Genomic DNA, 12,684 nt, shown 5'->3' on the forward strand with positions numbered 1-12,684 from the left:
GCCGACCTCGCCGGCCGTTCCCCGCCGGCCGTTCCCCGCCGGCTGCATCCCGCCCGGCCCCGGCGGGTCTCCCCATCGACGATCGGATTCAGCGTGCTCACAGACGTCCGCCCGGTGGCGCCTCCCCGGCTCCGCCGTACCGTTCTCGCGTCCCTCGCCGACCACCGCGTCTTCGCGGTCCTCCTCGTGCCCGCCGCCGCGCTCCGGGTCGTCACGATGCTCGGTTACCGGCCCGCCCAGCTCTACTGGTACGACTCCTTCACCTACCTGGACACCGCCGTCCACCTCGAACCCTCGGCGGCCTTCCACCCGATCGGGTACCCGCTCCTGCTCCGGGCGTTGTGGCCGTTCCACAGCGTCGAGCTGGTCGCGGCCGTCCAGCACGGGATGGGCCTCGCCATCGGGATCATGATCTACGCCCTGCTCCGCCGCCGGTCGCTGCCCGGCTGGGGCGCGGCCCTGGCGACCGTGCCGCCGCTGTTCGACGCCTCGTTCCTCCGGCTGGAGCACGCGATCCTGTCGGACACCCTGTTCATCTTCCTGATCGTCGCCGGGCTCACCACGCTCATGTGGTCGCCCGCGCTGTCGGCACGGGCCGCCACGGGGGCGGGCCTGCTGTTCGCGGCGGCGGCGCTCACCCGGACGATCGCGCTGCCGCTGCTGGCGCTGGTGCTGCTCGTCCTCGCCGTCCGGCGCACCGGGTGGCGTCCGCTGCTCGCCATGGTCCTGGCCGGGACGCTGCCGCTGGCCGCCTACGCCGCCTGGTACGGCGCGCACCACGGCAGGTTCGCGCTCAGCGGCGCCGACGGGGTCGCGCTCTGGGCCCGTACGATGACCTTCGCCGACTGCGCGGTCGTCAAGCCGCCGCCCGAGCTGGCGCGGCTGTGCCCCAACGGCACGGTCGTGGACGCCGCCTCGGAGTACGTCTGGGCGCCGGGCGCCTCGCTCAACCTTCTGCCCGGCGGCCGGTTCGCGCACAACGACGCGGCCCGCTCCTTCGCGCTGCGCGCCATCGCGGCCCAGCCGTTCGACTATCTCCGCGAGGTCGTCAGGGACACCTCCATCGCCTTCTCCTGGACGCCGGTCGCCCATCCCCGGCGGGTCACCCCGGCCTTCGGCTTCGGCCACGGGGAGTGGCCGCTGCCGGAGCAGCCTCTGATCGACAAGGTGAGGCGGGAGTACGACCCGGACATCCGCGGTCTGTCCTCGGTCCGGCCGTACGCGGACGTCCTGGTCGCCTACCAGTACCCGGCGTACCTGCGCGGGCCGATGCTGGGGGCGATCCTGCTCACCGGCGCGGCGGGGACGCTGCTGCGGCGCCGGGGAGCCCGCCCGGGGACGCGCCGTGCGGTCCTGCTGCCCTGGGCGGCGGCGACGGCCCTGCTGGCCGGGCCGGTCGCCGTGCTCGACTTCGACCACCGCTACGTGCTGCCGGTGGTCCCGGTCGCCTGCCTGGCGGCCTCTCTCTCCCTGTGCTCCCTGCTGGTGCGGCCGTCGGCCGACCACTGGCGCCACGGCACGGCGAGCAGCGCCGCGACCGCGCCCAGGATCGAGAGGTGAACGCCCCACGCCTTGACGAAGCCGGCCTCGAACGCCGTGCCGAACTCGGGCCAGCCCCGGTTCGACACCAGCCCCCCGACCAGTCCGAGGAGCAGGTACACCAGCGTCAGCGCCCCTCCGATGGCCAGCTTGGTCCGGGTCCGCATGCGGCGGATGACCCGTTTGCTGGCTTCCGCGGCGGTGAGCTCCCGGCGGAGGCGCTGGTTCTCCAGCTTGATCTGCTGGAGGACCGACAACGCCGTGCGCCCCGCGACGAAGTCGTTGTCCGCGCCCCGGTGACGGGCCAGCATCCCGACCACCGTGTGGACCGGGATGTCGATGAGCGAGTCGAACTTCAGCCACGCCTGCAGGCACCGTACGGTGACGCTCGCCTTGCCGCCCCAGGGGTAGGCGCCGGGCTGCCGGCGATCGAGCTGGTCCAGGATGGAGATGACGGCGCGCAGGCACATCTCCTCGACGCACCGGACGGTCTCCTCCGCACCGTCCTTCAGCAGGGCGCGCGCGTCGAGCAGGGTGTCGGCCATCGTGGCCGTGGTGATCAGGTCGACCCACTTGCCCTCCTCGTCCTGGCAGTCCGCGACCACCTTCACGAGGTACGGCACGGCCTCCGCGGTCTTCGCCACGACGGCCGCCTTGAGGTACACGGTGAGGTCGTTCTCGCTCGGGGGGGCGTCCCCGGCCGAGGTGACCCGGGCGAGGATGGCACGGACGTCCGCCAGCTCGCCCCGCTCCAGCGGACGGATCAACGAGAAGGTGACGTAGGCCAGGGCCCGATCGCGGTCCGGGCACTCCCGGATCGCCCGGCGCAGCCAGCGCCTGCTCGCCGCGGTCCTCGGGTCGTCCCGGCCGAGGTAGCGGGCGCGCATCCACCACAGCGCCACCGTCGCGCCGAACACCTCGTCGTACGATCCGTCCCGGTCATGGTTGGCGACGATCTTCCATGCCTCACCCAGGTGGTCGCCGATGTCGTCCGCCCGGCTGGGGAGCGCGCTCATGGTCTGGAGCGTCTCCACATGGCTCCAGAAACTGTCGTCGATGTAGCCCTGCTCGATGTCCGCGTGGATCTGCAGCTCGGCCGCCTGGAGCAGCCGGGCCGCCGAGAACTCCGGGCTGAGGACCGACAGGGGCCGGATCCGGTGGCCGGGCCGGCGGTCGGCGAAGTCCAGCACCCTCAGGTATCCGGCCCCGACGGCCTGGGTGATCACGGTTTCCAGCCGTTCGGGCAGTTCCCCGGCGAGACCGGGCTCGATGATCAGCGAGGAGTGGATGCCGCTGCCGAGGTGCTCCGCCAGCGCGTCGGCCTCGCTGCCCAGGTCGTAGGCCCGGAAGGCCAGCCGCTGGTCCCGCATGCTGTCGAGCAGGTAGGAGAAGGAGACCGGCTTGCGGGCGGCGTCGGCGACGACGGCGGTGTCGTGCCGTCCCTCCACCGCGTAGATCAGCAGATTCGCGGCGAGGTCGTGGTAGCCCTGCCAGTCGATCGGCAGAGCCGAGAGCACGACCCGGCGGTTGGACGACTCCTTCGTGGCCAGGAGCAGCGTACGGGGGCCGGAGGCGACCGAGGTGTCGGCGACGAGCACGTCCCAGTCGGTCAGGTCGACGTCGTCCCAGTAGTGCCAGTAGACGCCCCGCGGGTTGTGCGGGGCGGCGCACCAGTCCGTGATGCCCCGCTGGTCGATCGGGTTCGGATACAGCAGAGTGACGTGGCGGGCTCCCGCGGGCGGTTCCAGCCTGCCGCCGGTGAGGGGTTCGGTGGCGGGGCGCACCACCGGGCGGACGTCGCCGAGCGGGTCCGGCAGCACGCGCATGCACGGTCCTTTGCGCATGGCGAGCCCGAGCTGGTGGAAGCAGAGGAACCCGCGGCCCTCCAGCAGGAACTCCTCCAGGCTCGCGGCGAACGCCTCGTCGCACATCGTGTCCATGATGGTCCGGTCGTTCAGCGCGTTGGAGGCGAGCACGATCGCGTCGAACGCGCCGTCCTCCATCCGGTCGCGGAGGGTGGCGACGTTGTCCCCCGTGTACAGGGTCACCCGGTATCCGCGGCCACCGATCAGCGGCCTGGCGTCGGCGTATCCGTAGTGGGCCATCTCCGACTGGTTCTGGACCAGTGCTACCCGGTACATCCCTGCCCTCCTCGGGGTCAGCGGAGCAGCGCCACGAGCGCGGCGTGCGCCCCGGTCCGGCCGTCGCGGCGCCGCGAGAACCAACGCTCCGGATCCTCGCGGGTGCACCCGCCGACGGCTCGCACCCGGTGGACGCCCGCCCGCGCGAGCACCGCGGTCACCCCCGCGAGCAGGTCGAACGTTCCCGCCTCCGTCACGGCCTCCGGGTAGCGGCGGGCCATGGCCCGGCGCCGCTCCCGCCCGGCCGGGTAGCAGCGGGAGCAGATCGACGGCCCCAGCCAGGCCGCGGTCCGGCCGGACACCGCCCCCATGGCCAGCAGCGCCGCCACGCCCGCCTCCACCACGCCCGCGAGCAGCCCGCGCCAGCCCACGTGGAGCGCGCCGACGCACCGTGCGACGGGATCGGCGAGCAGGACCGGCAGGCAGTCGGCCGTGCCGATCATGAGCGCGATCCCCGGCGTACGGGTCACCATGGCGTCGGCCGCCGCCAGGGGCGGCGCGGACAGCCGGTCGCCCGCGGGAAGCCCCGGCACGGGCAGCGGGTCACCCTCGGGGAGCCGGTCGCCCGCGGGAAGCAGCGTGCCGGAGCGGGCGCGTGACCCGCCGGGATCGGGAGCCTCCGGCCCCGCCGGCCCCACCGGGACGCACCGGCCGCCGTGAACCTGCCGGAGGGTCACGACGGGCAGACCCGTCAGCCCCGCCGCCCCGAGCACGCCCGCACGATTGGCCCGCACCGCCGCCGGATCGTCCCCGACGGAGAAACTGATATTCGCGCCCGCGAAATGCCCCCGGCTCACACCTCCCGAACGGGTGGCGAACGCCGCGACGATTCCATGATCGAAATAATCATCGCAGTTCAGCAGAGCGACAATTTCCCCTGACCGGGGGCACATGGCATTCCGCACTCGCACATATTAGTATTCGCATTGGTCAGCTCATAGTGGTTTATCGAACCTTCCGATTGCGGGGCCCACGGTGCTGCCCGTTCCTTTCCATTGCCAATGGAGTTTGACGGACGACCCCGACATTCCACCCCACGACGGGGTGCCGTGGGCGACGAGAAGTTGCGCCATCGCCTGCTTGACCATGATCCTCAACTACTGGGGCCACGCCACCCGGATCTCGGAGGTGCTGGGACACGCGCTCCGCGCCGGCGCCTGGAGCACCTCGCGCCTCTGGCTCCACTCGCAGCTGGTGACCGTTCTCCACAACCACGGGCTGGCCGCCTGCCGCCGCAACTGGAGGCTGCTGGACGGCAGGGAGCAGGCCTACCTCGCCGGGCGGCCCGCCGAGGGCAGTGACTCCGAGCTCGACTGGGTCAAGCGGCAGATGATGCGGGAAGGGCTCGATTGCCTGACCCGGCTGCTGGGACTGCGGGTCCCCGTCATCGTCTCCGTCCACCGGCCGTTCGGCGCCCGGGAGGCGCGGGGCCACCAGGTCGTTCTCCTCGGCCGCGGGGACGGCCACGTCTGGTACCACGACCCGGCCGAGCGCGAGGGCCGGCAGTTACGCCTCCCCGTCGCGGCCTTCATGGCGAACTGGAGGGGTACGGCGATCATCGCCGCCCCGCGGGACCATCCGGCGCTGGACCCCGCCCCTTCCTGAGCGGCCCCTGCCCGGAGGACTCGGAGGCCCCGGAGGCCCCGGAGGCCCCGCGCGCCCGGCGGGTCAGCCCCAGAAGAGATTGAACAGGCCGTGCAGCAGTTCCGGCCGCCACGGCGGCCTCGGACCGCGGTACATCCGCATGGTCCGTGCCGACTCGGTGAAGCCCGCCCTCACCAGGGCGTCGAGCACGGCCGAGTTGGCCGCGGGGAGCGCGACGCCGCCGTGCCGCTCTCCCAGCAGCGCCATCCCCCCGCCGGGCGTCCGCGCCACCACGGCCCCGACAGCCGGCCCGTGCGGGGGGGTGAGGCTGAACCCGGTGAGCCCGCTCCCCCCACCGGCGACCCTGGCACCGCGCGGCCACAGGCCGCGCAGCAGCGGGCCGCGGTCCTCCCCGGTGGCCAGCCGGTCGAGTTCGAGCACTTCCGGCAGGTCGGCGGCCACGCCGTCGCGGATGTCCGTCGGGTCGCAGACAGGCGGAAAGCCGTCCGGGGACGGGTTCATCTGCAGGCAGACGCCCTCGTCGGAGAAACCGAGCTTGGTGTAGAGCCGGTGCCCGGCCTCGGTGGCGTGCAGCAGCAGGGTCTCCGCCCCGCCGGCGGAGAGCCAGTCCATCGTGCGGCCGGTGAGCTCGGCGCCCATGCCGCACCCCTGCCTCGCGGGGGAGACCGCGATGCCGCCCAGCCAGCCGGTCCGGCCGAGGGGAAGTCCGACCGAGGCGCCGACGACCCCTGTGGAATCCGCGGCGACGAACGCCCGGCCGCCCAGAGCACGACAGACGAGACGCACATCGTCGATGAGGTCCGGCCGGAATCCCACTTGTGAATAGAGACCGCCGATGGCAGCGAAATCTTCCTCTTCCGCAACGCGGACCATCGAGTCGCGCATGGCAACATACTCCAGAATGCCCGGTTCCGCGGTTGCCGAAATCCGCCGCGTCCGTCCTATCCAACCATGCTCCATTCAGCTGGAGCCCACTCCGTCCTTCTCAAGGAGGCTGGACACCCTGGAATTCATCCGGCTCGAATGGACGGTCCGCCCGCTCCGGCTCAAGGAGCCCTTCGTCATCGCGCGGGCCCGCGTCCACGACGTCACCACGGTGTTCGTCCGGGTGGGTCACGACGGGATCGTCGGGTACGGCGAGGCCCGGCCCGCGGCGTACCTGGGCGAGGATCTCAGCCGCGTCCTGACCGGTCTGGAGACCGTGGCGGCGGAAGGCCTGCTGGGGACCGATCCGTACGACCTGCCCCGGATCCACGACCGCCTGGCGGGACACGGCGTGGCCCATCCGGCCCGGGCCGGCCTGGACGCCGCGCTCCACGACCTCGCGGGCCGCCGCTCGAAGACGCCCGTCTACCGTCTGCTCCGGCTCGGGCGCGGGCGTCTGAGGTCCATGCGGACGGTCTCGCTCGGAGACCCGGACACGATGGCCCGGCAGGCCGAGGCGATGCCCCGGTACGCCCCGCTCAAAGTGAAGCTGGGCGGTGGAGACGGCCTCGACGGGCACCGGCTCGCGGCCGTGCGCGCGGCCGGCCCTCATCGTCTGTGTGTGGACGCCAACGGGGCCTGGAGCCTCGACGAGGCGCTGGATCTGCTGCCCGCGCTGCGGGAGCGCGGCGTGTGGATGGTCGAGCAGCCGCTCGCGCCGGGGGATCCCGCCGGACCGTCGCTGAGAGCGCGCTGCCGCCTGCCCGTCGTCCTCGACGAGGAGTGCCGGGATGCGAGCGATCTCCCCCGCGCCCGCGAGCGGGGGCACGGCGTGAACGTCAAGATCGGCAAATGCGGTGGTCTCCTGCCCGCGCTGCGGATGATCCGCCGGGCCCGCGAGCTGGGCCTGCGGGTGATGCTCGGCTGCCACCTCGAAACGGGTCTGGGCATCGGCGCCGCCGCCCACCTCACCGCCCTGGCCGACGCCGCCGACCTCGACGGGAACCTCCTCCTCGCCGCCGACCCGTGGATCGGCCCGCTGTGGCGGCGCGGCCGCCAGCTCCCGCGCCGCGCTCCCGGTCTCGGCGTCAGGCCGCGGCGGACGTGGGCGTGACCTTCGCAGGTTCCACGGGCACCCATCATGACAAATCTCTTTTCACACGATTTACCAGTGCAGATCAATCCTCTCGCTCCATTCCGGATGTGCGAACACCTGAGCGACATGTACTTTTTGTTCGGTCGTTGATCGCAGTTCGCCGGCCGGGGAGGTAGAACGGTGTCGAAAGCGACGTTCCGGGAGCGATCGCGGTACTGGTTCGACAACACCATGTCGCGGGGCACCGCCGCGCTCATCGGGTGGCTCGCGGTGATCTCCGTGGCGCTCATCGTCGTGGTCTCGGGGCTGGTGTTGTGGCTGACCCCGGTCGAGGCCGACAAGCACCACGGCGTTACCGGGGTGGTGTGGGCGACGCTGATGCGCACGCTCAGCCCGGGAAAGGTCGCCAGCGACACCGGGAGCGCGCCGTTCGTCGCGCTGATGTTCGTCGCGTCGCTGGGCGGCCTCTTCATCGTCAGCGCCCTGGTCGGCGTGCTCGCCAACGGGTTCAAGGAGCGCTTCGAGCAGCTCCGCAAGGGCCGCTCCCGGATCATCGAGCGCGGGCACATCGTGGTCCTCGGCTGGTCCGACCAGGTCTTCACCATCGTCAGGGAACTGGTCGAGGCGCACGCGAGCCGGCGCGGCTCGACCATCGCGATCCTCGCCGACCTGGACAAGGTGGCGATGGAGGACGCGCTCCGCACGCACGTCGGCGACACCGGGCGGACCAAGGTGGTCTGCCGGACCGGCCGTCCCGTCGAACCCGCCGACCTGGACCTGATGAACCTGGACGCGGCCGGCTCGGTCGTCGTGCTCTCCCCACAGGGGGAGGACCCGGACGCGCACGTCATCAAGACCCTGCTCGCCCTGGACAAGCGCGCGGGCGGCCACCCCCCGGTGGTGGCCGCGATCGCGAGCACCGGCAACATGGCCGCCGCCCGGCTCGCCGGAGGCCCGGCCGTGCACCTGGTGGACTCCGACGACACCGCCTCCCGGCTCATCGTGCAGTCCTCCCGCCAGTCGGGCACCTCGGTGGTCTGCATGGACCTCCTCGACTTCTCCGGCGACGAGATCTATCTGCGCTCCGACCCGAGCCTGGCGGGGACGGAGTACGGCCGGGCCCTGTCCGCCTACCAGACCGCCACGGTCATCGGCCTGCGCCGCGCGGGCCGGGTCATGCTCAACCCGCCCATGGACACCGTGATCGCCGCCGAAGACGAGATCATCGTGATCGCCCCGGACGACTCGATGATCCACCTGGCCGACGGCATGCCGAAGGCCCAGGAGGACGCGATCGTCATGGTCGAGCACGACAGGCCGGGTCCGGAGCGGACCCTGGTGCTCAACTGGAACGGCCGGGGTCGGCAGATCATCCGCTGCCTCGACGGCTACGCCGCCCCCGGCTCCGTCATCGACGTCGCCTCCGACCATCCCGACGCCGCGACCGGCGTCGAGGGCCTGGTCAACCTCACGGTGAACGTCAAGGACTGCGAGACCACCGACCGGTACGCGCTGGAGTCCCTCGGCCTGGGCGTCTACCAGCACGTGATCGTGCTGTCCGACGACCGCTACGACGCCGCGCACGCCGACACCCGGACGCTGATGACCCTGCTCCAGCTCCGCGACATGCAGAGCACGCTCGGCGAGCGCTACTCCATCGTCAGCGAGATGCACGACGAGAACAACCGCGCCCTGGCCGAGGTCACCCGGGCCGACGACATCGTGATCAGTGACACGGTCATCGGTCTCCTGCTGGCCCAGCTCACCGAGAACCAGCACCTGGCGGAGGTGTTCGGCCACCTCTTCGACTCGCGCGGCTCGGAGATCTACCCCCGCCCGGCCAACCGCTACGTCCGTGCCGGAGCGCCGGTCAGCTTCGCCACGGTGATCGAGGCGGCCCGCCGCCGCGGCGAGACCGCGATCGGCTACCGCCTGGCCGACCAGGTCAGCGAGGCGCCCCACTTCGGGGTGGTGCTCAACCCCGACAAGTCACGCCTGGTCCGGCTCGGCCCGGACGACTGCGTGATCGTCCTCGCCGAGCACTGACCCGCCCGCCCGCCCGGAGTGGTTAGAGTACGCGAGGTGGGATCCGTCCGCCTTCCCCCGAAGGTCCCTCTGAGCTTCCTGGCCACCGGGCTGGTGATCCTGGGGGTCCTCGGCGGCACCGTCGTCACCGCCGCCCTCAGACCCGGCGTGACGCCCAACGTCTGGGACTATGCGCTCCCCCTGCTTGCCTGCGCCGCCCTGCTGGTCCGCCACCGGTTCCCGGTCGGGATGCTGGTCGTCGTGACGGTGGCGGGAGCCGTCTACTATCCGGTGGCCCGCCTGGACGGCACGCTCTACCTCGCGCTGCTCCTGGCCCTGTTCACCGCCGCCGACCTCGACCACCTCGGCGCGGCCGTGACCGTCACCGTCCTGAGCCTGCTGGGAGTCCTGCTCGGCGAACTGAACAGCCCGGTCCAGCACCTGGACGTCAGTCAGCTCCTCCTGCTGGGCGGCTGGACGGTCGCGACCGTCGCGATGGGCGGGGTGACCCGCAACCGCCGCGCCTACCTGCGGGAGGCCGAGCGCCGGGTGGCGGAGGCCGAGCACGGCCGTGAGGAGGAAGCCCGGCGGCGGGCCGCCGAGGAGCGGCTGAGGATCGCGCGTGAGCTCCACGACGTGATCGGTCACAACATCTCGCTGATCAGTGTGCAGGCCGGGGCCGCCCTCCACCGGATCAGGGACCGCCCCGAGCAGGCCGAGTCTGCGCTGACCGCCATCAAGGAGGTCAGCAGGGAGACCCTGCGCGAGCTGCGGACCACCCTCGGCGTGCTGCGCCAGGTGGATGAGGAGGCTCCCACCGCTCCCGCGCCGAGCCTGTCCAGGATCCGGGAGCTGACCGGCCGGAGCGGGCTCGCCGTACGGGTCGAGATCCTCGGCGAGTCCCGCGACCTGCCCGCCGAGATCGACCACGCCGCCGCGCGCATCATCCAGGAGTCCCTGACGAACGTCACCCGTCACGCGGGCACGTCCGCCGCCGAGGTGTCCGTCCGGTACGGCGCCGCCGAGCTGACCGTCCGCGTCGACGACGACGGCCCGGACGGCTACCACCCGGACCGCCACCGCCCGGACGGTCACCGCCCGGACGACGGCGGGGCGGGGGAGGCCCTGGAGCCCACTGTGCCCGTTGAGCCCGTTGAGCCCGCTGAGGGGGGCTTCGGGATCACGGGCATGCGCGAGCGCGCCGCCGTCCTGGGCGGGACCCTGGAGGCGGGGCCGCGTCCCGGCGGCGGTTTCCGGGTCCTCGCCCGCATCCCCCTAAGGAAGGACATTTCGTGATTCGTGTGATGCTTGCCGACGACCAGACCCTGGTGCGAGCCGGGTTCCGGTCGATCCTGGAGGGGGAGGACGGCATCGAGGTGACCGGGGAGGCCGCCGACGGGCTGCGGGCCGTACAGCTGGCCCGGGAGCTCCACCCCGACGTGGTCCTGATGGACATCCGGATGCCGGAACTGGACGGGCTGGAGGCCACCCGGCGCATCGCCGCCGACGAGAGGCTCTCCGGCACGAAGGTGATCATCCTGACGACCTTCGCGCTCGACGACTACGTGTACGGCGCGCTGCGCGCCGGCGCCAGCGGGTTCCTGGTCAAGGACACCGAGCCCGTCGAGCTCATCCACGCCGTCCGGGTGGTCGCCCGGGGTGACGCGCTGATCGCGCCCGCGATCACCCGCCGGTTGATCGCGGAGTTCGCCGGGCGGGTGAAGCCTCCCGCGCCGGGACCGGAGTTCAACGGGCTGACCGAGCGCGAGCGCGAGGTGCTGACACTGGTCGCGGCGGCCCTGTCCAACGACGAGATCGCGGCCCGGCTCGTGCTGAGCCCGGCGACGGTCAAGACCCACGTGAGCCGGATCATGAGCAAACTGCACGCCCGGGACCGGGCCCAGCTGGTCGTCCTGGCCTACGAGGCGGGCATGGTCACCCCGGGCTGGATGAGCGAGGCGAGCGGCCCCGGGGCGTAGGGAAGTCAGCCGGGAGACAACTTCCGGAGTACGGGCGGTGCCCTCCCGGGACGGATGCGGCGGCGGTAACCGTACCCGGAAGCTCTCCGCATGGACACGCTCGACCTCGCCCGCCTGCAGTTCGCCCTCACCGCGGGGGCGCACTTCCTGTTCGTCGCCCTCACGCTCGGCCTGGCCACACTGATCGCGATCATGCAGACGCGGGCCACGCTGACCCGTTCCGCCGTCCACGAGCGGATGACCCGGTTCTGGGGGCGGCTCTATGTGATCAACTACGCGATGGGCATCGTCACCGGGCTGGTCATGGAGTTCCAGCTGGGCATGGCGTGGAGCGGGCTGACGCATTTCGCGGGCAACGTGCTCGGCGGGTCCCTGGCGATGGAGACGCTCGTGGCGTTCTTCGTCGAGTCGACCTTCCTCGGCCTGTGGATCTTCGGGTGGGACCGGTTGAACCGCTGGGCCCACCTGGGCGTGTTCTGGGTGGTCACGCTCACCGCCTACGCCTCGGCGTACTGGGTGCTCGTCGCCAACGGCTTCATGCAGAACCCGGTCGGCGCCGAGGTCTCCGGCGGCGTGCTCCGGCTCACCGACGCGGCGGCGGTGCTGGGCAACCCGACGGCGCTCACCGCGTTCGGGCACGTCCTGTCCGCCTCCCTGGTCGTGGGGGCGTTCTTCGTGACGGGGGTGAGCGCCTACCACCTGCGCAGGCGGACCGCCGAGCGGGAGTTCTTCCGCCGCTCGCTGCGGATCGGCGTGTTCACCGGCCTGCCCGCGCTGCTGGCCGTCGCCGCGTTCGGCGGTGCCGGCTTCGCGTTCGTGCAGCCGACGAAGGAGGCCCTCTTCGAGGGTGACGCGGCGGAGGTCGCCCGGCTCCAGGCGGAGGCGGTCACCGCGCACGGCTCAGCGGCCGGGCTCGCGGACCACCTCCCGCCCATGGGCCTGGTGCAGGCCGGAGCGATCCTCATGTTCATCGCCTTCGTGGTGATGCTGGTCGTCGCGGTGCCGAGCGCGCTGCTGGCGCTGTCCCGCCGCGCGGTGCTGGGGATGCGCTCCTGGCACGTCGTCCTGATCGCCGCGATCCCGCTGCCGTTCGCCGCCGTGCTCGGCGGCTGGGTCTTCCGGGAGGTCGGCCGCCAGCCCTGGGCGGTGTACGGCCTGCTGACCACGGAGGAGGCGCTCAGCGACCTGTCACCCGGCGTGCTCCGGTTCTCGCTGACGGCCTTCGCGGTCCTGTTCGCCCTGCTGGTCGCGGTCAACGTCTGGATGCTCGCCCGCAACGCCCGCCGCGGTCCCGTCACCGCCCCGAGTCTCCTGGACGAACCCTCGGACGCCCCGGCCGGCCCGGTACCGGTGGCCGCCGCCTTCTGACGCGGCG

General features: G+C 72.2%; 9 protein-coding genes. 7 read left to right on the forward strand and 2 right to left on the reverse strand.

Annotation, left to right across the window (positions count from 1 at the left end; genetic code table 11):
* The first annotated feature begins 93 nt into the window (after nucleotides 1-93).
* Nucleotides 94-1,560 (forward strand): hypothetical protein, encoded by a 1,467-nt coding sequence (locus IEZ08_RS16630; RefSeq protein ID WP_229803170.1) that lies wholly within the window; start codon nucleotides 94-96, stop codon nucleotides 1,558-1,560.
* Nucleotides 1,561-3,697: 2,137 nt separating this feature from the next.
* Here the strand turns inward: IEZ08_RS16630 and IEZ08_RS16640 are convergent.
* Nucleotides 3,698-4,573, reverse strand: a complete 876-nt coding sequence (locus IEZ08_RS16640) for a purine nucleoside phosphorylase YfiH/LACC1 family protein (RefSeq protein ID WP_229803205.1) — start codon at nucleotides 4,571-4,573, stop codon at nucleotides 3,698-3,700.
* A gap of 82 nt (nucleotides 4,574-4,655) precedes the next feature.
* On the opposite strand from IEZ08_RS16640, the gene IEZ08_RS16645 reads away from it, so the two are divergent.
* Nucleotides 4,656-5,285, forward strand: coding sequence for a C39 family peptidase (locus tag IEZ08_RS16645; protein WP_506330642.1), 630 nt, complete (start codon nucleotides 4,656-4,658; stop codon nucleotides 5,283-5,285).
* A 63-nt stretch (nucleotides 5,286-5,348) separates the two neighbouring features.
* Here IEZ08_RS16645 and IEZ08_RS16650 read toward each other — a convergent pair whose 3' ends face one another.
* Entirely contained in the window at nucleotides 5,349-6,071 is a 723-nt protein-coding gene (locus tag IEZ08_RS16650) for a GNAT family N-acetyltransferase (RefSeq protein WP_176728624.1), read from the reverse strand.
* A 115-nt stretch (nucleotides 6,072-6,186) separates the two neighbouring features.
* On the opposite strand from IEZ08_RS16650, the gene IEZ08_RS16655 reads away from it, so the two are divergent.
* The 5 genes from IEZ08_RS16655 (at nucleotide 6,187) to IEZ08_RS16675 (ending at nucleotide 12,677) form a co-directional block, all read left to right on the forward strand.
* The gene (locus tag IEZ08_RS16655; RefSeq protein WP_176728625.1) at nucleotides 6,187-7,323 is read left to right on the forward strand and encodes a dipeptide epimerase; all 1,137 of its coding nucleotides are present in this window, start codon (nucleotides 6,187-6,189) and stop codon (nucleotides 7,321-7,323) included.
* Nucleotides 7,324-7,485: 162 nt separating this feature from the next.
* Nucleotides 7,486-9,351, forward strand: a complete 1,866-nt coding sequence (locus IEZ08_RS16660) for a CASTOR/POLLUX-related putative ion channel (protein WP_189242446.1) — start codon at nucleotides 7,486-7,488, stop codon at nucleotides 9,349-9,351.
* Between the two features lie 36 nt (nucleotides 9,352-9,387).
* Nucleotides 9,388-10,626 (forward strand): sensor histidine kinase, encoded by a 1,239-nt coding sequence (locus IEZ08_RS16665; protein ID WP_189242447.1) that lies wholly within the window; start codon nucleotides 9,388-9,390, stop codon nucleotides 10,624-10,626.
* A complete protein-coding gene (locus IEZ08_RS16670) occupies nucleotides 10,623-11,309 on the forward strand; it encodes a response regulator (RefSeq protein WP_068927577.1) in 687 nt (228 codons plus the stop codon). Before IEZ08_RS16665 ends, IEZ08_RS16670 begins: the two co-directional genes overlap by 4 nt.
* Nucleotides 11,310-11,399: 90 nt before the next feature.
* On the forward strand, nucleotides 11,400-12,677 hold the full coding sequence (locus IEZ08_RS16675) for a cytochrome ubiquinol oxidase subunit I (RefSeq protein ID WP_189242448.1): 1,278 nt from the start codon (nucleotides 11,400-11,402) through the stop codon (nucleotides 12,675-12,677).
* The last annotated feature ends 7 nt before the right edge of the window (nucleotides 12,678-12,684 follow it).

This window comes from Planobispora rosea (genome assembly GCF_014648175.1).
In the GTDB taxonomy this organism is placed as follows: Bacteria; Actinomycetota; Actinomycetes; order Streptosporangiales; family Streptosporangiaceae; genus Planobispora; species Planobispora rosea.